Origin of the sequence: Mucilaginibacter sp. L196, from assembly GCF_009765905.1 — a bacterium.
Classification (GTDB): domain Bacteria; phylum Bacteroidota; class Bacteroidia; order Sphingobacteriales; family Sphingobacteriaceae; genus Mucilaginibacter.
This window is the reverse complement of sequence record NZ_LMUO01000012.1, coordinates 151,725-175,149: the sequence shown is the minus strand read 5'-3', so window position 1 is coordinate 175,149 and position 23,425 is coordinate 151,725. Positions and strand designations below refer to the sequence as shown.

Genomic DNA, 23,425 nt, shown 5'->3' with positions numbered 1-23,425 from the left:
GACCAAATTACTAATGACTCAATGACCAACGAATGAATATAGCAATATACGGCAGGCAATTTAGTAACGAGGCTTTACCTTTAGTGCAGGAGGTTTTTGATAACCTGGCCCAGCACAAGGTCGAGATCTATGTACATCACCAGCTTAACGATTATATTACCGACAAAATAAATACGCCGCCTTACCATGTACTCAAAAACGGCGATACCATAAAAGGCTTCATCGATATTTTTTTAACCCTTGGCGGGGATGGTACCCTGCTGGATATGGTGAACGTGATCCGTGATACCGGTGTACCCGTTATCGGCATCAACTTTGGCAGGCTTGGCTTTTTGGCAAGTATCAATAAAAGCGACATTGCCGCCGCCATCCACGCGGTAGTAAATAACGAATTTACCCTGGATAGTCGCGAACTCATCAGCATTGATTCCGATCAGGAGATTTTTGGCGATGATAACTTCGCCCTGAACGATATTACCATCCACAAACGCGATGATGCAGCCATGATCATCACCCGTGTATACCTCGATGGCGAATTTTTAAATGCCTATTGGGGCGATGGTATCATTATATCAACAGCAACAGGCTCTACAGCCTATTCGCTTAGCTGTGGTGGTCCAATCATCTTTCCGCAATCAAATAGCATCGTATTAACGCCGGTATCGCCACACAACCTTAATGTAAGGCCAATTGTATTGCCCGATAGTTGTATGCTATCGTTCGAGGTTGAATCGCGCAGCAGCAATTACCTGGTTACCTGCGATTCACGCACCGTAACGGTAGATAAAGTGGTTCGTTTTAAAGTTCACAAGGCTGGATTTGTGTTAAATTTGGTTAGGCTGAATAATGAAAGCTACTTATCTACGTTAAGAAACAAATTATTGTGGGGACTTGATGCTCGCAATTATTAAATTTGCTTAATGCTCAAATTTGTCACAGCTATACTTTTAACCTTTATCTCGTTTAATTTACAGGCCCAAACCTGGGAAGTAGGCCTGGGTGGTGGTGCTGCTGCCTATATGGGCGATCTAAACCAAACTAACCCCTTAAAATTTAGCGGTGGGGCAGGGAGTATCTTTGTAAAACGCAATTTTAACCCCTATCTGTCTGCACGGTTAACTTATACCTATGGTTCCATCAGCGCGGCCGATAGTACATCAAGCGATCCGCTAACCCGCCAGCGCAACCTCAGTTTTACCGATCATTTGAACGAAATTAGCCTTATTGGCGAATTTAACTTCATGAATTATATCCCCGGTGTAAGCCATAACAGGTATACGCCATTTCTTTATTTGGGCGTGGCCACTGTGAACTACAATCCGACAGCTATTTACAGGGGTACAAAATATGATTTACGCCCTCTGGAAACCGAAGGTGAAACAAAACCTTATCCCAATAATGCTATATCTATTCCCTATGGTGTGGGTATAAAATACAATATAACAGGTAGTTGGAACTTCATTGCTGATATTGGCTACCGCAGGGCATATACCGATTACCTGGATGATGTAAGCGGTACTTATCCCTATCCAAGCCAATTGCATAGTGATATCGCGCGCATATTATCCGATCCATCGGGCGAAAAAACGGGCTCTTACATAGGCACACCCGGCACCCAGCGTGGCGACTTTCGCTCTCGCGATACCTATATGTTTGCCCAATTCACCATATCCTATACTTTCGTTACCGAAAAGTGTTATTTCGAGCAATAAGTGACGCATTCATAAACTATCGTCATTGCGGGGAGTGTAACGACGTGGCAATCCCCGATATACAGAGCAATCTCTAAAACTTACCGTCGTTGCGAGGAACGAAGCAATCTCTAAGCTATACAGAGAAAATCTGCAAGTCCGACCTGCCTATGTGAAAATTGCTTCGGTCCTCGCAACGACGATGGTTTTATTATTTTAAAACCGTTGTGTGAATTTTTCAAAATTCATACAATCACCACTCACTCAATCACTCAATATCGTCTGTAACAAAATCTTTTCCCCCTCATACTAAAAAAAGCGCAATTAAGTTTTACCTTTGTACCCTGAAAAAATGGGCAATGGTCATTAAAAAAATGTGCCCGGGCCAATCATTTTTAACATATATTAACTAACGGCATTTATTAATTATCATACTTTTGAGCAAGTTTTTACTAAAAGCATGTTTTTGTAACCCAATCTGCGGCTTTTAATAATTGACATAAAATGGGATATAAGGATCAGATTGATTTGTCAAGGTTGCCGCAGCACATCGCCATTATAATGGATGGTAATGGCCGTTGGGCTAAAGAAAAGGGCAAATTAAGAATATTCGGCCACCATAACGGCGTATTATCGGTAAGGGATGTGGTAGAAGGGAGCTGCGATGTAGGTTTAAAATACCTTACATTGTATACCTTTTCATCCGAAAACTGGAACCGTCCTAAACTGGAAGTTATGGCTATTATGGAGCTAATGGTAAGTACAATTCATAAAGAGATTGATAACTTTATGAAAAAAAATGTACGCCTTAATGCCATTGGCGATTTAACCATGCTGCCCGAAAGGTGTTTTAGGGAACTAAAAAACGCTATTGATAAAACAGCCGGTAATACGGGCCTTGTGCTTACGTTAGCGTTAAGCTACAGCTCAAGGCGCGAAATTATTAATGCCGTAAAACAAATTGCAACTAAAGTACAGGCAGGCACATTAAGTATTGATGATATTGACGAAGATGTATTTGACAATAACTTATATACAAATGGTATGCCCGACCCTGAGTTACTGATACGTACCAGTGGCGAAAACCGCATAAGTAACTACTTGCTTTGGCAAATAGCTTATGCCGAATTGTATTTTACAACAAAATTATGGCCCGACTTCCGCAAGGAGGATTTGTTCGAAGCCATACTTGATTATCAGAAACGGGAACGCCGTTTTGGCCTGATCAGTGAGCAGGTTAATTAAATTTTTGCTTTTAACACTTTTTAACAACTGTATAAATTATTTTTAGCCTCTTAAATATTCGAATGAATAAATACCTTTTTGCTATTCTTTTCTCTGTAGTGAGTACTGCTGCCATGGCGCAGGTTCCCCAAGCCAGGCAGTCGTTGTTCAAATCGTCAATACCGGCTGATAGTTTAAGTTACCTTAACCCCAAGGATTACATTATTGGTGGCATTACTGTTACCGGTACAAAAAACCTCGATAAGGATGTATTGATAACCATATCAAAACTAACCAAAGGCGATCGTATCAACCTTCCCGGCGAAGCCAATGCAAGCGTTATAAAAAACTTGTACAACCAGGGCCTTTTTGATGATGTGCAGTTAAACATCACCAAGATGACCGGCGATACCGTTTTTCTGGAAATAGCCGTGCACGAGTTGCCGCGTTTATCAAAATTCCATATCACAGGTATCCGTAAAGGTGAAATTGAAGACGTACAGAAAAAATTAAGTGATAAAACAGGTAAAATTGTTAACCAGAATTTACTGAATACCAGTATAGCTATCATTAAAAAGCATTTTAACGAAAAAGGCTTTTTAAATACCACCGTAGCCATAACACAACGTGTTGATCCAGGTGATGCTAACAGTATCATACTGGATGTGGTTATTGATAAGAAAACTAAAGTGATGATCAACAGCGTCACCTTTGAAGGTAATAAAGCAATATCTGATAAAAAGTTACGTAGCTACCTTAGTAAAACACGCCAAAGAAGATGGTATAACCTTTTTGGTTCTAAAAAATTCAAATCAGATCAATATCAGGATGACAAGGACAATTTGGTTGAGCAAATGCAGGATAAAGGTTACCGTGATGCTGCCATCCTGAGTGATACTGTTATTAAACATGATTTTCAAACAGTCGATATTCATATTAAAGTGAACGAAGGCCCTAAATATTACTTCGGTAATATCAAATGGTCAGGCAATGCTAAATATCCAAGCGATCTGTTAAGCAAAATATTACGCATTAAAAAAGGTGATGTATTTAGCGAGGATGCATTAAACAAGCGCCTTTCAGGTCCAACACCTAATAGCGATGACGTTTCATCATTGTATTTAAATGATGGTTACTTAACCTTTAGTCCCGATCCGGTTCAAACAAGAATCTACAACGATACTGTTGATTTGGATTTGAGAATATTTGAAGGCCCGCAATACACTATTAACCGGGTTATATTAAAAGGTAACGATGTAACCAACGATAAAGTGGTTATGCGTGAGATCCGTACCAAACCTGGTCAGAAATTTAACAAGGACCTGCTGATCCGCAGTACACGTGAAATTTCACAATTAGGTAACTTCGATGAGCAAAAAACTGAGCCGAAGCCAACCAACATCAATCCGCAGGATGGTACCGTGGATATCATCTTCAACGTAGTTGAAAAACCTTCTGACCAGATCGAACTTTCAGGTGGTTTTGGTGGTGGCCAATTGGTAGGTACATTAGGCTTAACATTCAATAACTTCTCTATCAAAAATATATTCCACCTTAAGGATTATAAACCACTGCCAAAAGGTGATGGTGAGAAATTGAGCATCAGGGGGCAGTCAAGCGGTAAAACATATCAAAATTACTCGCTAACATTCTCTGAGCCGTGGTTGGGTGGTAAAAAACCTATTTACTTCGCGGTATCAGCTTATACACAATTAAGTTCAACCGAGGGTGAAGTTGCCGTAACCGATCCTAACTATAATAAGTTACGTATTAACGGTGTAGGTATTACTTTGGGTAAAAAATTGAACTGGCCTGATAACTACTTCCAGTTAAACTACTCGTTAAACGTTGACCACTATAACCTGGATAACTATACCGGTTACCTGTTCCAGAATGGTACATCATATAACATCAAGTTAACACAGGAATTAAGCCGTAACTCTACTGATGCGCCTATCTTCCCAACAACTGGTTCAAATATTAAATTTACCGCGCAAGGAACTCCACCATATTCATTATTTAATGGTATAAACTATGCGATAGCAACTCCTGAAGAGCGTTACCATTTTGTTGAATACTACAAAATGAAATTTGATGCGCAGTGGTTCACTAAAATTGTAGGCAAGTTTGTATTGATGTCACAGGTTCGTTTCGGCTTCCTTGGCGAGTACAACCAACAGGTAGGCCAGTCACCTTTCGAAAGGTTTAAATTAGGTGGTGATGGTATGCAGAGTTATCAGTTCTTACAAGGTAGTGATATCATCGGCTTACGTGGTTACCAAAACTTCTCTATCATACCGGTGGGTGATAACTACACAGTTGATAACAACGTAGGTAGCCCGATATATACCAAATACACATTGGAATTACGCCACCCGATCATCGCAAGCGAATCAGCAACTATATTCATGCTGGCATTTGCCGAAGGTGGTAACGTGTGGGATAGCTTTAGCTCTTATGATCCATTTAACATTAGGCGTTCAGTTGGTGTTGGTGCAAGAGTATTTTTACCTATATTTGGTTTACTTGGGCTTGATTATGGTTACGGTTTTGATAAGATACCGGGTATACCTGATGCAAACAAGGGCCAGTTTAGCTTCTCAATTTCACAGAGCTTAAACGGCGGGTTTAACTAAATCTGGATAAAATTTATGAAGAGAATAATTTTTGTATTGTTTTTTACGTTAACAGCATGCACAGGAGCATTTGCACAACGCCTTGCTTTTGTTGATTCTGATTACATTTTAAAGCACATGCCGGATTATATCTCCGTACAAAAACAGTTAAATGCATTATCGGATCAATGGCAACGCGATGTTGATAACAAGTTTCAGGAAGTTGACCGATTGTATAAAGCCTACCAGGCCGATCAGGTTTTGATGACACCTGATATGAAAAAGAAGCGTGAACAGGAGATTGATGATAAGGAAAAAGCCGCTAAAGACTTTCAACGCCAAAAATTCGGCCCGGATGGCGATCTGGTACAACGCAGTAATGCACTGATAAAACCAATACAGGATCGTATAGCAAAAGCAGTTCAGGAAGTTGCCGAAGGCGACGATTTGGATATGATATTTGATAAAAACAGCGAAGTTATTATGCTGTATGCTAACCCCCGGTATGATAAAAGTGCCGAAGTAATAACAAAATTGGGTTTAAAGCCCGGAGCTCTTGCTAAATAAATTATTTATATATATAATCGCACTAATTAATTAAACACAGAACAAAAACAATGAAAAACTTATTAAAAGTTGCTTTAATTGCAGTATGCATGGTAGTAGCGGGCAACTTTGCCAAAGCACAATCTAAAATCGGTTACATCAATACTAATCAGTTAATGGAGCAGCTTCCTGAGATGAAAACTTTGCAAACACAAATGCAGGCATACCAAAAAACTTTCTCTGATCAGTTGGCTACAATGAGTACTGAACTACAGACCAAAGGTCAGGATTACGAATCTAAAAGAAGCACTATGACTGATGCATCACGCACTGCAACTGAGTCTGAATTACAAGATATGCAAACACGTATCACCAGCTTCCGTGATAACGCGCAAAAACAAATCGAAGCTAAAAGCAACGAGTTGTTAAAACCACTTACCGATAAAGTTCGTACCGCTATACAAGCTGTAGCAGCTGCAAAAGGTTACGGTTATGTGTTAGATTCATCACAAATCGAATTGATCGTATCACCTTCAGGTGATGATTTGATGGCTCCTGTAAAAGCTAAATTAGGCTTACAATAATCACATCATAAAATCATTTTATTTAAAGCGTTCCGATAATCCGGAACGCTTTTTTTATTTTTGTATCAGTGCTAAATAATAAACCCATAGGTATTTTTGATTCCGGCTACGGTGGCTTAACCGTATTTCGTTCCATTGCTGATCAGTTACCTCAGTATGATTATGTGTATTTAGGTGATACCGCCCGCGCACCATACGGTAACCGTTCATTCAGTGCTATCCACCAATATACCTGGGAGTGCGTGCAGCAACTTTTTAAAATGGGATGTCCATTGGTTATACTGGCTTGCAACACCGCATCCGCCAAAGCATTACGCACCATCCAGCAACAGGACCTTAAAACCGAAGATTCTTCAAAACGTGTATTAGGTGTAATCCGCCCCACCGCCGAAGTAATAGGCAATTATACCAAAACAAATGAGATAGGTGTTCTCGGCACAAAAGGTACCGTGCAATCAGGCTCATACCTGCTCGAGATCGAAAAGTTTTCTCCCGAACTAAAAGTTTACCAGCAAGCCTGTCCGCTATGGGTACCGCTTATTGAAAACGGAGAACACGATAAACCCGGCGCCGATTACTTTGTAAAAGAATACCTGGATCAGATATTAGCGCAATCGCCCCATATTGATACCATTCTACTGGCCTGTACCCACTACCCGCTAATGCAGGATAAAATTCAGGCCTATCTACCCAAACATATCCAAACCGTTGCACAAGGGGACATCGTAGCCAAAAGCTTAATCGACTACCTGCAGCGCCATCCCGAAATGGAACAGTCTATCACCCAAAACGGTACCCAACAGTTCTTCACCACAACAGATGATACCGCCGACTTTGACCTGCACGCCACCAGCTTCTTCGGTGCACCGGTAAAATCACAATCGATAGTAACAAAAGGCTAATTATACCCCCCTTTGTTTGTCATTCTGAGCATAGCGAAGAATCTGTACATCAATCACCACCATGCAAGTAATTTATTTAACTTGTCATTGCGAGGAACGAAGCAATCGCACGTAGAAAAGCGGCCTTGCAAAGTTTGCGATTGCTTCGTTCCTCGCAATGACAATTAGAAAAGTATGCGACGTTACCACTGACAAAATACTGTCACCACCAATTCCACAATAATTCCCGAAATTTGAATTGTTCTTTACCTCTTTGCGCCGCAGGCGGAGAGAGGTCGACGAGCGCAGCAACGTCGGGTGAGTAAAAAAGTCTACCCTTTCAACAGAGATTTAAAGGCCTCTTCAACATAATTTATTAAGTTTGCAGCTACCATAAAAATACATTGAGTTTTTACCTTACATATTTCGCAATTGGTATCGGGCTGTTCGCATTTTCAGCCGTATTTGCCCTTGTTGGCGTATATGCCGAACGTAAAGTATCCGCATTTATTCAAGACCGTTTGGGCCCAACTGAAACCGGTAAATTCGGTATGCTGCAAACCCTGGCCGATGGCCTAAAGCTCATCCAAAAAGAATTAATTGTTCCCGCCGCTGCTGATAAGCTGTTATTCATCATGGCTCCGGCTATCATTTTCATAGCCGTATACATGGGCTTTGCCGCTATGCCTTGGGGACCTGGGTTAGTACCAACCAGTTTAAATTTAGGCTTGTATTACGTTTTCGCCATCATATCCATCGAAACATTAGGCATCCTAATGGCAGGTTGGGGATCAAATAATAAATACTCTATTTTAGGGTCGATGCGTTCCGTAGCGCAGATCATCTCTTACGAAATTCCGGCAGGTTTCGCCATCATATCCGTAGTGATGATAGCGCAATCATTAAATATGCAAACCATCGCAACGCAACAAGGCATACTATCAACCGAAGGTGTAAAGTTTTTTGGTTTTTGGGATGTATCAAAAGTAGGCGGCATATTCGCCTGGAATATTTTCAGGGCGCCGCATTTGCTTATCGCGTTTGTAATTTACTTTATCGCCTCATTAGCCGAAAGTAACCGCGCACCATTTGATATACCCGAAGCAGAATCAGAACTGGTAGCCGGTTTCCATACTGAATATACCGGGATGCGTTTTGCATTTGTGTTTTTTTCAGAATACTCGATGATGTTTTTAGTGTCGATGATTAGCGTGGTGCTGTTCTTAGGCGCATGGAACACCCCGCTGCCAAACATCGGCGCGGTACACTTAGCCGACTGGACAACCGGCAACGGCTGGGGTATCATCTGGATACTAATAAAAAGTTTAACCCTGGTAGGTATCCAAATGTGGATCCGGTGGACATTACCCCGCCTCCGCGTAGATCAGCTAATGAACCTGTGTTGGAAAGTACTAACACCACTCGCATTTGCCTGCATGCTAATATCAGGCATATGGCGAATATTTTTAATGTAGATAAAGCACAAAAACAAAAAGCCCCGTGCGGTTCCCCTGTAGAGAGGGGGGAGGGGTGTGTTAAAAGATAGAAAAGTAAAATCAAGAAAATCCCTGAATCCCACAAATCAAGGTTCAGACAAAAAGTAATTAACAATATAAATCAACGCAATCATTAAATCACTAAAATCAACGGTCAACGGATTTACAACTGCATGGAAAGGCCTCAGCCTTACCATCAGGCACCTTTTTGCCTCAAATGCCAAAAGAAAGGTAATCCCCGCCAGCGATAATAATTACTTTAAACAGCTCGAAGGCACCAATACCATACAATATCCAAAGCAATCAATCCCCGTACCCGAAGTTGGCCGCTACCAATTGGATGTAGAGATAGATGATTGTATTGTATGCGACCTTTGCGCCAAAATATGCCCGGTAAGCTGCATTGATATTGAGTCTATAAAAGCGACCGAAGTAATCGGCCAAACATCCGATGGCTCCAAAAAAATGCTCTATGCTGCCAAGTTCGATATCGACATGGCTAAATGTATGTATTGCGGCTTATGCACCATCGTTTGCCCAACCGAATGTATCGTAATGACCAATCAATACGATAGAACAGTTTTCGAACTAAGCGACCTGACCTACAAATTCTCGGATATGACCGCCGAAGAAGCTGCCGAAAAACAAGCCTTATTGGATAAGCAATTAGCCGAAAAACAAGCCGCTAAATTAGCAGCCCTGAAACAAAAGGAGGGGGGCGCATGAATTTAGTGCAGATACTTTTCTACGTAATGGCCTTTATCACCCTGGCTTCGGCAATTTTTGTGGCAGTGAGTAAAACTTTGGTAAGGTCTATCTTTATGTTCTTCATCACGCTATTTGCCTTGGCTGGTTTATATGTTTTGGCTTTGGCTGATTTTGTGGCGATAACGCAAATTGTAATATACGTTGGTGGTATTTTAGTGCTGATACTATTCGCCTTCATGCTATCCGGCCGCGAAACATTGGATGCATTACAAAAACAAAAAAATCAATTCATCAGCGCGAATAAGGTAGCCGCGTTATTTTTGGCAGCGATATTTTTTATTGTATTGCTAAATATGGTTCTTAAAGTAGATGCTGATCATCTGCCCTGGATAACCAACGCGATAAAGACCAACAACGTCATCACCCCAACCAGCACCACTACAGATAACATCGGCATTAATTTGATGACCCGTTACCTGTTACCTTTCGAGGCGATATCTATTTTATTAATGATGGCATTGGTAGGCGCTGCCCATCTATCACGAAAGGAGCAAACGCTATGATCTCATTAGCCGATTTCCTGATAGTAAGTGCAGCTTTGTTTTGCATAGGCTTGTTTATGGTGGTATCCAAAAGCAATGCTATCCAGATATTGATAGGCATCGAATTGATGCTGAATGCCGCCATCCTAAACCTGGTAGCTTTCGGTAAATACGACCGCTTAAACAACGGCGGACAGCTATTTGCCCTATTTGCTATCGTGCTAGCTGCTGCAACAACAGCCGTGGCATTAGCCATCATACTAAATGTATACCGCCGCTATAAAACCATCGACCCAAACAAGGTCGACAAACTGAGGGATGAATAATGAGAGTTTTAACCATTATATTTTGCTTGTTTATATCGGTAAATGCCTTAGCGCAAACTACTGGTACCGAACCATTGTACGTTGTTGATGGAAAAATAGTACCATCAATCAAAGACCTCAAATCACATGATATTTATGAAACCGCTATCATGTCAGATTCCGCAGCGATAGGAATTTACGGCAAACAAGCAGCAAACGGCGCGATGGTAGTAACCACCATGAAAGGCCAGGCTGTCATCTACCAAAAAAAGCTAATCCAGTTCTCCGACAAATACAAGAACTATTTAGCAAAAAAAGGTAACGACGATAACCTGTCCTACGTTATCAACAACACAATGCTTATAGCCCGGACGAAACATACCGTTGAAGAACTATCTGACCTGGATCCGGCCAATATCAAAAAAGTGGAATTTAAAACCGTCCGCCAATTTAAAACCGACGCCACTGTAGTAATAACCACTAACGATCAATAAGCAATTTGAATACATCTATACCATATCAGGACATATCCGTCGCCTACTATGCACTTGCAGCAGTAGTTATGCCGCTTATTGCCTTTTTAATAAACGTTTGCCTGCCGGGTAAAACCAATAAGGCGAGTGGTTGGGTGTCAACCTTAGCTATATTCACCAGTGCGGTTTTATCAGCATTGGTCTTCTCCAAAATATGGGGGCAACAGCCTTTACATCTACAGCAACTGTGGTTTACCATTGGTGCGAATAAATTGTATGCCGGTGTTTTATTAAATAACCTATCGGTTATATTACTATTACTGGTGAGCTTAATCGCGTTGCCCGTACACATCTATTCTACGGCCTACATGAGCCACGATGCCAGTTATAAACGCTATTTTACTTATCTCAGCTTCTTCTGTTTCAGTATGCTGGCTTTGGTAGTGGTGGATAGCATGTACCTGTTCTATGCGTTCTGGGAATTAGTTGGCTTTTCATCATACTTATTAATAGGTTTTTGGTTTACGAAAGACAAAGCAGTCTACGCCAATAAAAAAGCTTTCATCATAAACCGCATTGGCGATATTGGACTATTAGTTGCCATTATCATCCTCTTCACCCAATTCCATACTGCCGATATTGTGCAGCTTTTTGGCGATAACGGTTTAGTTGCCCAATCATTCATTAAAAACGGAATATGGGTAGCCCCAGCTACGCAATTACCTGCTGTTTATCAATATATAGCATGCATTGGTATTATGTTGGCAGTAGCGGCAAAATCAGCGCAGTTCCCCTTACATACCTGGCTGCCCGATGCTATGGAAGGCCCGACATCAGTATCCGCCCTTATTCATGCCGCTACTATGGTAGCTGCGGGTGTTTTTTTATTAGGTAGAGTTTACCCGATCTTCAATACTGCCGAATTAAATGCACTTGCCATCATCGGCTGTTTTACCGCATTTATGGCAGCAACCATCGCCCTCACCCAAAACGATCTGAAACGTATACTGGCCTACTCCACCATATCCCAATTAGGTTTTATGATCATGGCGATGGGTATTGGCGCTTATGCTTCGTCATTGTTTCATTTGGTTACTCATGCGTTCTTTAAGTGCCTGTTGTTCCTGATTGCCGGTATCGTTATCCACCAGATGCAGCACATCAAAGAGGAAAACAATCTGGACATCGACCCGCAAAATATCCTGTACATGGGTGGGCTGCGTAAAAAGCTACCTTTTACTTTTATAGCTGCCGTTGTTGCTTCGCTGGCATTAATTGGCTTGCCACTAACTTCGGGTTATCTCTCCAAAGATGGCATTCTGATACAAGCCTTCGAGTGGTCGGATGGTAAAGAATGGTATTACCGTATGATACCCGTTGGCGCTATCATAGCCAGCATATTAACCGCGTTTTATATAGGCCGCCTGATTGTGAAAGTATTTTTCGGCGAGTTCAGGTTGCAAAAAATTAATCCGTATATCCACATCCATTGTAACGATGGCGGCTGGCAATTTAAATTACCGCTATTATTTTTAACCGTGTGCTGCTTGTTCCCGCTGTTCTCATTAAACCCATTGGTTTACGAACATGCCTGGATTTTTAATGCTTTTTCTGGCCCCGGCTTTTTAGAGCGCGTTAATATGTATCACACTATTATCCCGGCATTTGCACTTCTGATAAATATTTTGGTGATGTATATTGCTTACAGTATCTATGTAAAACGGAACACGTTTACCTTCGATCAAACAGGGTTTTTCTTCCGCCTATCATACCACGAATGGTATATCGACCGGTTTTATCATCTAGCCATTGTTAAGCCGATATTAGCCTTGAGCAACGCCTCATCCTGGTTTGATAAAAACATTATTGATGGCTTTATCAACCTGTTAAAAAATATAGTACTCGTTATTTCAAAAATTACCGCCTGGATAGATAAATATATCATTGACGGTTTTTTACATTTACTTACGGCAATAGTGCAGCTAATTGGCAATTTTGCACGTAATTTTCAAAGCGGTAAAATTCAATACTATTTGTTCAGCATGCTGGCTGTAATACTGGCGCTGTTTATTTTAAAAACGTTGATTTAGTTATGAGATTTAAAGCATACACACGCTCCAAACAAATTCCACTCTCGAGAGGGGGGGCGCAAGCCAGTGCGGCTGCAGGGGTGTGTCTATACGCCATAAAAAAACGTTTAACTTTCAACCTTCAACTTTCAACACAACAATGCTAACCCTGCTCATATTTTTACCCATCCTGTTTGGATTTATCATTGTGGTGCTGCCATCAAGCATGCGCGCCAGTTTTAAATACATTACCCTGCTGGCTACCTTATTGCAGTTAGCTATCAGCGTATACATCTACCTCAACTTTAAAACAGGAGCAGCCTTTGGCGGTATCGATCATGAAACACAATTCCAGTTCCTGCAAAAACTACCGTGGATCCATCTAAACCTCGGCAGTCTTGGCACCATGCAGATAGATTATTTTGTGGGGATAGATGGCATATCGGTAACCTTGTTACTCATGACTTCCATAGTAATGGTTGTCGCGGCGTTATCATCATGGGAGATCACCAGTAACCTCAAAGGCTTCTTCGCTTTGTTTTTATTGCTGGATATGGCACTGATCGGCGTATTCTGTTCGCTCGATTTCTTCCTGTTCTACATATTCTATGAATTGATGTTGCTGCCACTGTACTTCCTTATCGGGATGTGGGGTGGTGCAAGGCGCGAGTACGCGGCTATCAAATTTTTCCTGTATACATTATTCGGTTCGGTATTTATGCTTTTGGTGATGATTGGCCTTTACTTATCTGTAAAAGATCCCGCCACCGGCAACCACACCTTCAACATGATCCAAATGATGAACCCGGCAAACTATACGCCTGGCTCTATATTCAATGTATTAAGCCATCAAACCATATTCGGCGTTTCGGCCCGTACGGTTGGCTTTGTGGTATTATTTGTGGCTTTCGCTATCAAGGTTCCGGTAGTGCCACTGCATACCTGGCTACCTGACGCGCACGTAGAAGCTCCAACACCGGTATCCATCATACTAGCAGGTATCCTGTTAAAAATAGGTGGCTACGGTATCATCCGTATTTGTATCGGTATTTTCCCCGAGGTAGCCACATCCGGCGCATTTTGGCTGGGACTATTAGGTGTCATTTCTATTCTATATGGTGCATTCAATGCCCTTGCACAGCGTGATTTTAAACGCATCATCGCTTACTCATCTGTATCGCAAATGGGTTTTGTGCTGTTAGGCATCGCCTCACAAACCACCGAAGGTATCAGCGGAGCAGTATTCCAAATGGTGAGCCACGGCTTTTTATCGGCGATGCTATTCTTCCTGGTAGGGGTGGTGTACAATCGTGTGCATGATAGGGATATTTATAATTTCCGCGGCTTAGGCACGCTTATGCCGAAGTATATGGTATTCATCATGATCGCCTTTTTCGCGTCATTAGGTTTGCCCGGTTTCTCAACCTTCATAGCTGAGGCGTTCTCGTTAACAGGTGCATTTAAATCGGTACTGTTACCAAATTGGCTGGCTATCTGCGGTGCGGTTGGTATACTGTTTAGTGCCTGTTATCTGCTGTGGACCTTACAACGCATGTTCTTCGGATCAGTCTCCCTCAAAGGCGGCGACATCTGGCGTGCAGCATTAGTCGACCTGAAACCTCGTGAGATCATCGCCTTGGTGCCACTTGCCTTAACGGCTTTGGCTTTAGGCGTAATGCCATCGCTGGTATTTGCTAAGATTAATGATTCGGTGCTGGCTCTGGTCCATTTTATACAGATAAAATAACGGATGATTTTTTTTGAAAATAATTTATGGAAAAATGTAAACGGTTGCATCCTGTTTATGATCAATCTCCCGATAGGGTTTAGGATTGACTTGACAACAAGCGTTTACTTAATTCAAAAAAATTATGTTTAAAAAATTATTAATTATCGGCCTTATTTTTACCGCTATCAACTCGAGAGCTGATGACGGACAAAAAGTAACATCAAAAGTTCAAAAAGTTATCGTATTTCTAAACGGTGCACAAGTAACCCGTAACGCGAGTGTCAATATAAGCCCCGGAACGTCAACCTTAGTATTTGGCGGTATTTCATCAGGTATTGATGCGCAAAGCATACAAGTTCATGCCGGTGGCGATTTTACAATTCTTTCAGTAAAAAACGAATTGAACTATTTAAACGCCGACAATAAAGAGAAAGATATTGCGGCTCTTCAGGTACAACAGAAATTGCTGAAGGATAAATTACAACTTCAAAATAATCTTCTTTCTATCTCTCAGCAAGAAGAACAGATGTTATTTAAGAACCAGATGGTAGTTGGGCAGAATAGTACCTTTGATGTTTTAAAATTAAAACAAGCGCTCGATTTTCAAACAGAAAGGTTAACCGAAATCAAAAAAAGGCAATTAGTTATTAATAGCGATATAGAAGCGATTAATACCGAATTGCAAAAATATAATAGCCAGATCTATGACCTTCAAAGGGGGAGTAGTACGGTAACAAGTAATATTTTGGTAACGGTATCTGCAGAAAAAAGCCTTCAAACCGAGTTTACATTAAATTATGTTGTGAGGAATGCGAGGTGGTATCCTTCTTATGATATTAAAGCCAAAAACGTTAACAGCCCATTAAGTGTATCTTACAAGGCCAATGTATCCCAACAAAGCGGCGAAGATTGGAAAAATATTAAGCTAAGTTTATCAACAGGTAATCCTGCAATTAGTGGTAGTAAGCCGGAGCTAAACCCATATTATTTGAATTTTGACGAGTCGTCTAACAGACAAGCAGATTATGCAAGTTCAAGCGTTAGTAACAATGAATTAGCTGAAGTTGTAGTTACAAAAGGCTATGGAACTCAGCAGAAAGAATATAGTAATCCGGTTATGGTTAACCAGGTAGACAATCAAACCAACGTGGAGTTTAAAATAGATAACCCTTATTCTATCCCGAGTGATGGTAAACAATATACAGTTCAAATTCAGCAATTTGATTTACCTGCAACTTATCAATACGCGATAGCGCCAAAGCTGAGCACAAATGTATTTTTATCAGCAAAAATTACTGATTGGAATAAATATAATTTCTTATCCGGCGAAGCAAATTTGTTTTTTGAGGATACATTTATCGGTAAATCAGCATTAAATATCAATTCAACTTCTGATACATTAAATTTGTCATTAGGTGCTGATAAAAATATTGTGGTGACCCGGGTTTTGCAAAAGGAGATAACACAAAGGCAAACCATAGGTTCAAACAGAAAAGACACCCGGGATTGGTTGATTGAAATCAAAAATCGTAAAAAACAACCCATAAATTTATTGGTTGAAGATCAGATTCCGGTTTCGCAAAATACTGCTATCGAAGTGGAAACCCAGGAATTATCGCACGGCAGTCTTGATCCGAATACGGGAAAAGTTTCGTGGAATATTAAGCTTAGCCCGCAGGATAGTAAAAAGTTAGAGTTGAAATATCAAGTCAAATACCCTAAAAATCAATCTATAATTATTCAATAATTAATGCACGATCTGCTACCATATATACACGGTTACCTTTCCAATTTATTGGGTAGCGTGCAGTTTTTTATGCCCGAGGTTTGGCTTAGTGCCTTATTTATCATTGTGCTGATAACCGACTTGCTCTTCGGCAAAAACTCTCAAAAGCTATGCAAAACTATTGCTTGTGTAGGCGTTTTGCTGATTTGTGTTTTAGACCTCGGGCAAAAGGATTTTGTAAAACAAAGTGTGCAGGAGAATATCCCATTATTTCTTTTTAATAACTCTTTGTTACTCACCCGTGCCGCCGTCAACTTTAAATTTATCATTGACCTGCTGGCATTTGTGCTGCTGCTTTATGCCGATTGGGATCATAAACTACGTGCACACAAAAAAGGCTTGTCCGATCTGTATACCATCATCATTGCCTCTGTATTCGGATTGCACCTAATGACGATGGCGGTTAACCTGCTATCCATTTATCTGTCAATCGAGATGGTTTCACTGGCATCATACCTGTTGGTCGCCTACCGCTCCGAAAATGCGCTTAGTACCGAAGCCGGTTTAAAATATGTATTATTTGGGGCAGCGGCTTCAGCTATTATGCTGTATGGTATTTCGCTCCTATATGGCTTTACCGGGTCTTTAGATCTGTTTGACGGCAATTTTGTGCAGGGCTTATCACAAGCAAATGGTACGGCAGTTTCCTTTACTTTAGTACTCGTGCTGTTAGGTATCGGTTTCAAATTATCGTTTATCCCGATGCATTTTTGGGTGCCCGATGTTTACGAGGGAGCTTCAACTCCGGTTACCGCCTATTTGTCAACCTTGCCTAAAATAGCGGGTTTTGCCGTATTAATTAATTTCCTTACCCCGTTCATCTTTTCCGCCAAATGGATAGACTTTGATTTTAAGATGTTCCTGTCCGTAGTAGGCATCGCAACTATGATAGCCGGTAACTTTGCCGCCGTGTTGCAAACCAACGTGAAACGCATGCTGGCTTATTCAAGCATTGGGCATACGGGCTTTGTTTTAATGGCTATAGTCACCTTTAATCAGCAAGGCATTACGGCGCTTACCTGGTATTTGCTGGTATACAGTATAGCCAATATTGGCGCGCTGGTACTAGCCAGTTATTTTGCAAACGTAACCGGTGCCGAAGATATGGAGGGCTATAAAGGCCTTGGCCTAAGATACACCACCGCTTCGGTATGTTTTGTAATTATACTTATATCATTAACCGGTTTACCTATAACTGCCGGGTTTACAGGTAAAGTGTTTGTATTCTCCGCGGTTTATAGCGTTTATCAGCAAAATCATGATCTGTGGCTTTTACTATTGATGATAACCGGGGCCTTAACTACTGTAGTTTCGCTGTTTTATTATCTTAAAATTCCACTCAATCTTTTCATTAAAAGATTGGAGATTGTTAAAGAACCCGTAAGTAAATCGTATAATTTGCTTTTTTTAGCGGCGATAATATCTGTGTTACTAATTTTATTAGGGGTTTTCCCGGATTTTATTATTAATTATCTGTAATAAGGAGTCTTTGAAAAATTTTTTGTTAAAAAATCAACAAAATTTCATTTATATGTGATTTAAATCATAATTTCAGGCGTTTTTTAATCAGTTCTTATACTAATGAAGCGCTATCTCCCTTTTTCAATTATTATTCTTATACTGGCTTTAACTTTTTTTTACCCCTCAGTCGAAGTAACTTCCCTCACAGATCCCAAGTTCAATACAGGTGATATTGCCTGGATGCTGATGTCAACAGCCCTTGTGCTGATCATGACACCCGGACTCGCGTTCTTTTACGGTGGTATGGTCACTAAAAAGAATGTAATATCAACCATGTTGCAAAGCATTATATGTATGGTTATAGTAACTATAATGTGGGGCATATTTGGTTTCAGTTTAGCATTTGGTAATGATGTGCATGGGGTTATAGGTAATCCCGGTACATATTTTATGATGAAGGGAATGATGGGAAATGCAACCTGGAAATTAGCGCCGACTATCCCGCTGTTGCTTTTCGCCATGTATCAGTTAAAATTCGCTATTATAACACCGGCGCTTATCACCGGCGCTTTTGCAGGGCGTATCCGTTTTAATTCATACATCATATTTGTATGCCTGTTCACCATATTTATATTCTCACCATTAGCGCATTGCACATGGCATCCAGATGGCTTATTAAGTAAGCTTGGTGTACTTGATTTCGCGGGCGGTACTGTTGTCCACATGTCTGCAGGTTGGGCGGCGCTTGCGTCGGCATTATATCTAAAACGCCGTACCGAAGTTGACCATACTCCCGCTCGTGTAACTTATGTAATAATAGGCACCGGCTTATTGTGGTTTGGTTGGTTCGGTTTTAACGCCGGTTCAGCATTTGGTGCAAATCACCTGGCGGTACTTGCATTGGCAACCAGTACCACAGCATCAGCAGCTGGCGGATTAACCTGGATATTTTTTGATATGCTGCGCGGTCGTAAACCATCGGCGATGGGTACTTGTATAGGTGCTGTTGTTGGTTTGGTTGCTATAACACCTGCGGCAGGGTACGTATCTATACCACATTCGTTGGCTATTGGTATTATATCGGCAATAATAAGTAACCTGGTAGTAGAGTGGCGCACACGTACCACCATTGACGATACACTAGATGTATTCCCGTGTCACGGCGTTGGCGGTATGGTAGGTATGGTGCTTACAGGTGTTTTTGCCAGCAAGGATATCAACCCAAACAATACCACTGGTGATGGTTTATTTTTCGGCCATACGCATTTGTTTTTTGTGCAATGTATAGCATTAGTGGTAGTATCAATATTCTCATTCTTTGGCTCATTATTGTTGCTTAAGATCACTGATATGATATCTCCTCTGCAAGTATCCGACGAGGAAGAGCGTATCGGCTTGGATATAAGCCAGCACGGCGAAAGGTTATAAAACGCAATAAGTATTATAATTGTTGTTTGCCCAAAGATTAAAGCGCTTAAAAAGGGGTAGCGAACTTCATCCGCACCCCGCTCTATAATCTCGCTTCCAAATAGTTAACAAATTGTTCATAATTACTTCATATTAATACGAATTAATGACAAATTGGATAAGCTAAAATCTAAATAAACTTTTACCTTTGCCACCTCATTCTCAATCATGAGCGATCAGATTAAACATGAATGCGGTGTGGCATTTATCCGCCTTTTAAAGCCACTTTCTTTCTATCAAAAAAAGTACGGTACTGCACTGTACGGCCTTAACAAGCTTTATCTTTTAATGGAAAAACAACACAACCGTGGCCAGGATGGCGCCGGCGTTGCAACAATTAAACTAGATGTTGAGCCTGGTAAACGCTATATAAGCAGGCACCGATCGATGGCCTCAAATGCCGTTGCAGACATTTTTGAGTATATCCAGAAAAAGTTTGCCGACATACAGAAGGAAACCCCGGAACGTATGCAGGATGCTGATTGGCTCAAAGAACACATAAGCTTTACCGGCGAAGTGTTATTGGGCCATTTGCGTTATGGTACCCATGGCAAAAACAGTATAGAAAACTGTCACCCTTTCTTACGTCAGAACAACTGGATGACCCGTAACCTGGTTATTGCCGGTAACTTCAACATGACTAATGTTGATGAACTGTTGCAGCAACTGTACGATTTAGGCCAGCATCCAAAAGAAAAAGCCGATACGGTTACTGTTTTGGAAAAGATAGGGCACTTTATCGATACTGAGAACCAGGGATTATTCGACCAATACAAACGCGAAGGCCACGACGATAACATGGAGATTAGCAAGCTGATAGCCAATGATATGGATGTTGCTAAAATTCTGCGTAAATCAGCCAAAAACTGGGACGGTGGTTACACTATCGCAGGTATATTAGGCCACGGTGACGCATTTGTAATGCGCGACCCGGCAGGTATACGCCCGGCTTATTATTATGCTAATGATGAGATTGTGGTTGCCGCTTCTGAGCGCCCCGCTATTCAAACTGCCTTTAATATCCCTATTGGTGATGTTAAGGAAATACAGCCCGGCCATGCGCTTATCGTTAAAAAGAATGGTAAAATAACTGAGGACATGATCAGCGAGCCAAGAGAAAAAAAGGCATGTTCATTTGAACGTATCTATTTTTCACGTGGTAGCGATGCTTCTATTTACCGCGAGCGTAAACAATTAGGCCGCCTGCTTTGTTCGCAGATATTAAACGAGATAAACCACGATGTGAAAAATACTGTGTTCTCCTACATACCTAACACCGCAGAGGTAGCATTTTACGGTATGGTTGAGGGCGTACATAAATACATCAAAAAATACCAGCGCGATAAACTGCTAAACCGAACCGACAAAATCACCGATGAGGAATTGACGGAAGTGTTATGTATGGCTCCACGTGTGGAAAAGATCGCGATAAAAGACGTTAAGCTCCGTACATTCATCACACAGGATGCCGACCGTAGCGAAATGGTTGCCCACGTTTATGATACCACTTACGGTTTGATTAAAAACGGAACTGATACGTTGGTGGTTTTGGATGATTCAATTGTTCGTGGTACTACGCTTAAACAAAGCATCCTGAAAATTCTTGATCGTTTAGGCCCTAAAAAAATAGTGGTGGTTTCATCAGCACCGCAAATCAGGTACCCTGATTGTTATGGTATTGATATGTCGCGCATGGGCGAGTTTGTTGCTTTCGAGGCAGCGATAAGCCTATTGAAAGATGCCGGTATGGATGATGTGATATTGAAAGTTTACCAGCAATGTAAAGACAGCGCATCGCTGCCTAAAGAAGAAGTGGTAAACTACGTAAAAGCCATCTACGCGCCTTTTACTGATCAGGAAATATCTGATCGTATAGCTAAGATCATCACCCCAAAAGAAATAAAAGCAGAGGTAAAAGTATTATACCAAACATTGGATAACCTGCACATCGCCTGCCCGGATCACACCGGCGACTGGTATTTTAGCGGTGATTTCCCAACCCCTGGTGGTAACAAGGTAGTTAACCGCGCCTTCGCCAACTGGATGGAAGGAAAGAACCAACGTGGTTACATGTAATTTGAATCAATATTAAAAAGTAACACAAAGCCCTTTTGCATTGCAAAAGGGCTTTGTTGTTTATGCCATTGTGATCGGTGTTTTACCATAGGTGTTCGAAAGATGAGATTTGCTTTTCTAATACTTTTTTATAAAAAGAGGGATGTCATGCTGAGCGTAGTCGAAGCATGTGCGTAAAGGCCTTTGCCCACATGCTTCGACTACGCTCAGCATGACACCTTTTTTATCTTCCGAATATATATATGGTGTTTCCATTGCGCTGCTTTGCCAATCGTAAAATACCAATCTGTTTTATATCTTAGCCCTTCATTGCCTCATTACTTATGAAAAAACTTATTTGTACCGTATTCTATGCTTTACTATTATCAAGTACTGTATTTGCACAGGAAAAACAAATCCTGCAACAACTCCAACAACAATTTGTCGATTTAAAATTCGGGATGTTTATCCATTTCAATATCCCTACTTATATGAACCAGGATTGGCCTGATCCCGAAGCATCTCCATCCATATTTAATCCCACAAAATTAGATTGCGACCAATGGGCAAAAGCCGCGAAATCAGCGAACATGAGCTATGGTTGCCTGACCACCAAACACCACAGTGGCTTTTGTATCTGGGATACTAAAACCACCGACTATAATGTAATGAATAGTCCATTGAAAAGGGATGTGGTAAAAGAATTTACCGATGCTTTTCGTGCTAATGGCTTAAAAGTGATGCTGTATTACTCCATTTTAGATACCCATCATCGCATTCGCCCTAACTCAATAACGCATAAGGATGTTGAAATGATAAAAGCACAACTAACCGAGCTTTTAACCAATTACGGCCCAATTTCAGCGTTAATTATCGACGGTTGGGATGCGCCATGGTCGAGGATATCTTACGATGATGTGCCTTTTGAAGATATTTATAACCTTGTAAAATCGCTGCAACCAAATTGTGTAATGATGGACTTGAACGGTGCCAAATACCCTGCCGAAGGTTTATACTATACCGATATAAAAACCTACGAAATGGGAGCTGGTCAGCGCATATCAAAACAATATAACAGCATGCCAGCGTTAGCTTGTCTGCCAATAAATACTGCATGGTTCTGGAAAACTAATTTCCCTGCGGATTCAGTTAAAAACCCCGCCATGCTGGTTAATAATTATATTATTCCTTTTAATAAAGTTGATTGTAATTTTATACTGAATGTAGCGCCAAACCGCGATGGGCTTATTGATGATAATACACTAACAGCACTTAAAACCATAGGCAAAATGTGGAAGAATGATGGCCCAGCACCAAAACTGCCAACTATTGATGCACCTATAATTTCATCAAATCTGGCAAAAAATCAGCCATCAAATTCAAGCTGGAGCGATGATATGAATATTATGGATTTTGCAAATGATGATGATTTTACCACTTCGTGGATATCAAACCCAACCGTAAAAAGCCCATGGTATGAGATTGATTTTGATAAGGATAAAGGATTCAATACCATTGTAATTGCCGAGCAGAAACCGAACATCACCAATTACCGCCTTGAATATTGCAGTAACGGCGTTTGGAAAACACTATTCGACGGCGAGAATGGTAAAAAGATAAAAATACATCGCTTTGACCGGGTGTGGGGCAATAAGGTAAGGATATCAATAGCCAAAGCCGATCACCAGGTATCAATAGCAGAGTTTCAGGTATATAACGAACGGAGGTAGTATTGATTAAATATTATGCCATTAATAATCAGTAATGGCATAATATAATATCTTTATATCCGC

General features: G+C 41.0%; 19 protein-coding genes. All 19 read left to right on the top strand.

Annotation, left to right across the window (positions count from 1 at the left end; translation table 11 throughout):
* Positions 1 to 32: 32 nt before the first annotated feature.
* The 19 genes from GSQ74_RS10795 (at position 33) to GSQ74_RS10705 (ending at position 23,362) form a co-directional block, all read left to right on the top strand.
* Entirely contained in the window at positions 33 to 911 is an 879-nt protein-coding gene (locus GSQ74_RS10795; RefSeq protein ID WP_158993067.1) for an NAD kinase, read from the top strand.
* A gap of 9 nt (positions 912 to 920) precedes the next feature.
* A complete protein-coding gene (locus GSQ74_RS10790) occupies positions 921 to 1,712 on the top strand; it encodes a DUF6089 family protein (protein WP_158993065.1) in 792 nt (263 codons plus the stop codon).
* A 483-nt stretch (positions 1,713 to 2,195) separates the two neighbouring features.
* Positions 2,196 to 2,936: an isoprenyl transferase gene (locus tag GSQ74_RS10785; RefSeq protein WP_158993063.1), complete on the top strand. Its 741-nt coding sequence runs from the start codon at positions 2,196 to 2,198 to the stop codon at positions 2,934 to 2,936.
* A 62-nt stretch (positions 2,937 to 2,998) separates the two neighbouring features.
* Positions 2,999 to 5,551, top strand: a complete 2,553-nt coding sequence (bamA, locus tag GSQ74_RS10780) for an outer membrane protein assembly factor BamA (protein WP_158993061.1) — start codon at positions 2,999 to 3,001, stop codon at positions 5,549 to 5,551.
* Between the two features lie 15 nt (positions 5,552 to 5,566).
* On the top strand, positions 5,567 to 6,097 hold the full coding sequence (locus GSQ74_RS10775; RefSeq protein WP_158993059.1) for an OmpH family outer membrane protein: 531 nt from the start codon (positions 5,567 to 5,569) through the stop codon (positions 6,095 to 6,097).
* A gap of 50 nt (positions 6,098 to 6,147) precedes the next feature.
* On the top strand, positions 6,148 to 6,660 hold the full coding sequence (locus tag GSQ74_RS10770; protein ID WP_158993057.1) for an OmpH family outer membrane protein: 513 nt from the start codon (positions 6,148 to 6,150) through the stop codon (positions 6,658 to 6,660).
* Positions 6,661 to 6,728: 68 nt separating this feature from the next.
* Positions 6,729 to 7,562: a glutamate racemase gene (gene murI / locus GSQ74_RS10765; protein WP_158993055.1), complete on the top strand. Its 834-nt coding sequence runs from the start codon at positions 6,729 to 6,731 to the stop codon at positions 7,560 to 7,562.
* Between the two features lie 383 nt (positions 7,563 to 7,945).
* Positions 7,946 to 9,016: an NADH-quinone oxidoreductase subunit NuoH gene (gene nuoH, locus GSQ74_RS10760; RefSeq protein WP_158993053.1), complete on the top strand. Its 1,071-nt coding sequence runs from the start codon at positions 7,946 to 7,948 to the stop codon at positions 9,014 to 9,016.
* Positions 9,017 to 9,373: 357 nt separating this feature from the next.
* Positions 9,374 to 9,763: a 4Fe-4S binding protein gene (locus GSQ74_RS10755; protein ID WP_371724296.1), complete on the top strand. Its 390-nt coding sequence runs from the start codon at positions 9,374 to 9,376 to the stop codon at positions 9,761 to 9,763.
* Positions 9,760 to 10,308, top strand: a complete 549-nt coding sequence (locus GSQ74_RS10750) for an NADH-quinone oxidoreductase subunit J (RefSeq protein ID WP_158993051.1) — start codon at positions 9,760 to 9,762, stop codon at positions 10,306 to 10,308. The genes GSQ74_RS10755 and GSQ74_RS10750 overlap by 4 nt, the downstream gene beginning before the upstream one ends.
* Positions 10,305 to 10,613 carry an NADH-quinone oxidoreductase subunit NuoK gene (gene nuoK / locus GSQ74_RS10745; protein WP_158993049.1) on the top strand — a complete coding sequence of 103 codons (309 nt, stop codon included), beginning with the start codon at positions 10,305 to 10,307 and terminating at the stop codon, positions 10,611 to 10,613. Before GSQ74_RS10750 ends, nuoK begins: the two co-directional genes overlap by 4 nt.
* Entirely contained in the window at positions 10,613 to 11,086 is a 474-nt protein-coding gene (locus GSQ74_RS10740; protein ID WP_158993047.1) for a hypothetical protein, read from the top strand. Before nuoK ends, GSQ74_RS10740 begins: the two co-directional genes overlap by 1 nt.
* 5 nt (positions 11,087 to 11,091) lie before the next feature.
* Positions 11,092 to 13,155, top strand: a complete 2,064-nt coding sequence (locus tag GSQ74_RS10735) for an NADH-quinone oxidoreductase subunit L (RefSeq protein WP_254060862.1) — start codon at positions 11,092 to 11,094, stop codon at positions 13,153 to 13,155.
* A gap of 139 nt (positions 13,156 to 13,294) precedes the next feature.
* The gene (locus GSQ74_RS10730) at positions 13,295 to 14,881 is read left to right on the top strand and encodes a NuoM family protein (RefSeq protein ID WP_158993045.1); all 1,587 of its coding nucleotides are present in this window, start codon (positions 13,295 to 13,297) and stop codon (positions 14,879 to 14,881) included.
* A gap of 124 nt (positions 14,882 to 15,005) precedes the next feature.
* On the top strand, positions 15,006 to 16,610 hold the full coding sequence (locus GSQ74_RS10725; RefSeq protein ID WP_158993042.1) for a DUF4139 domain-containing protein: 1,605 nt from the start codon (positions 15,006 to 15,008) through the stop codon (positions 16,608 to 16,610).
* 3 nt (positions 16,611 to 16,613) lie between these two features.
* Entirely contained in the window at positions 16,614 to 18,128 is a 1,515-nt protein-coding gene (locus GSQ74_RS10720; RefSeq protein ID WP_158993040.1) for an NADH-quinone oxidoreductase subunit N, read from the top strand.
* Between the two features lie 102 nt (positions 18,129 to 18,230).
* Complete coding sequence (locus GSQ74_RS10715) at positions 18,231 to 19,538, top strand: ammonium transporter (RefSeq protein ID WP_158993038.1); 1,308 nt, start codon at positions 18,231 to 18,233, stop codon at positions 19,536 to 19,538.
* Positions 19,539 to 19,745: 207 nt separating this feature from the next.
* Entirely contained in the window at positions 19,746 to 21,653 is a 1,908-nt protein-coding gene (locus GSQ74_RS10710; RefSeq protein WP_158993036.1) for a class II glutamine amidotransferase, read from the top strand.
* Between the two features lie 323 nt (positions 21,654 to 21,976).
* On the top strand, positions 21,977 to 23,362 hold the full coding sequence (locus GSQ74_RS10705; protein ID WP_158993034.1) for an alpha-L-fucosidase: 1,386 nt from the start codon (positions 21,977 to 21,979) through the stop codon (positions 23,360 to 23,362).
* The last annotated feature ends 63 nt before the right edge of the window (positions 23,363 to 23,425 follow it).

What these genes read in the sequence shown, in the direction of transcription:
- GSQ74_RS10795 (WP_158993067.1), top strand. Translation starts at nt 33, where the DNA reads ATGAATATAGCAATATACGGCAGGCAATTTAGTAACGAGGCTTTACCT.
- GSQ74_RS10790 (WP_158993065.1), top strand. Translation starts at nt 921, where the DNA reads ATGCTCAAATTTGTCACAGCTATACTTTTAACCTTTATCTCGTTTAAT.
- GSQ74_RS10785 (WP_158993063.1), top strand. Translation starts at nt 2,196, where the DNA reads ATGGGATATAAGGATCAGATTGATTTGTCAAGGTTGCCGCAGCACATC.
- bamA (WP_158993061.1), top strand. Translation starts at nt 2,999, where the DNA reads ATGAATAAATACCTTTTTGCTATTCTTTTCTCTGTAGTGAGTACTGCT.
- GSQ74_RS10775 (WP_158993059.1), top strand. Translation starts at nt 5,567, where the DNA reads ATGAAGAGAATAATTTTTGTATTGTTTTTTACGTTAACAGCATGCACA.
- GSQ74_RS10770 (WP_158993057.1), top strand. Translation starts at nt 6,148, where the DNA reads ATGAAAAACTTATTAAAAGTTGCTTTAATTGCAGTATGCATGGTAGTA.
- GSQ74_RS10750 (WP_158993051.1), top strand. Translation starts at nt 9,760, where the DNA reads ATGAATTTAGTGCAGATACTTTTCTACGTAATGGCCTTTATCACCCTG.
- nuoK (WP_158993049.1), top strand. Translation starts at nt 10,305, where the DNA reads ATGATCTCATTAGCCGATTTCCTGATAGTAAGTGCAGCTTTGTTTTGC.
- GSQ74_RS10740 (WP_158993047.1), top strand. Translation starts at nt 10,613, where the DNA reads ATGAGAGTTTTAACCATTATATTTTGCTTGTTTATATCGGTAAATGCC.
- GSQ74_RS10730 (WP_158993045.1), top strand. Translation starts at nt 13,295, where the DNA reads ATGCTAACCCTGCTCATATTTTTACCCATCCTGTTTGGATTTATCATT.
- GSQ74_RS10725 (WP_158993042.1), top strand. Translation starts at nt 15,006, where the DNA reads ATGTTTAAAAAATTATTAATTATCGGCCTTATTTTTACCGCTATCAAC.
- GSQ74_RS10720 (WP_158993040.1), top strand. Translation starts at nt 16,614, where the DNA reads ATGCACGATCTGCTACCATATATACACGGTTACCTTTCCAATTTATTG.
- GSQ74_RS10715 (WP_158993038.1), top strand. Translation starts at nt 18,231, where the DNA reads ATGAAGCGCTATCTCCCTTTTTCAATTATTATTCTTATACTGGCTTTA.
- GSQ74_RS10710 (WP_158993036.1), top strand. Translation starts at nt 19,746, where the DNA reads ATGAGCGATCAGATTAAACATGAATGCGGTGTGGCATTTATCCGCCTT.
- GSQ74_RS10705 (WP_158993034.1), top strand. Translation starts at nt 21,977, where the DNA reads ATGAAAAAACTTATTTGTACCGTATTCTATGCTTTACTATTATCAAGT.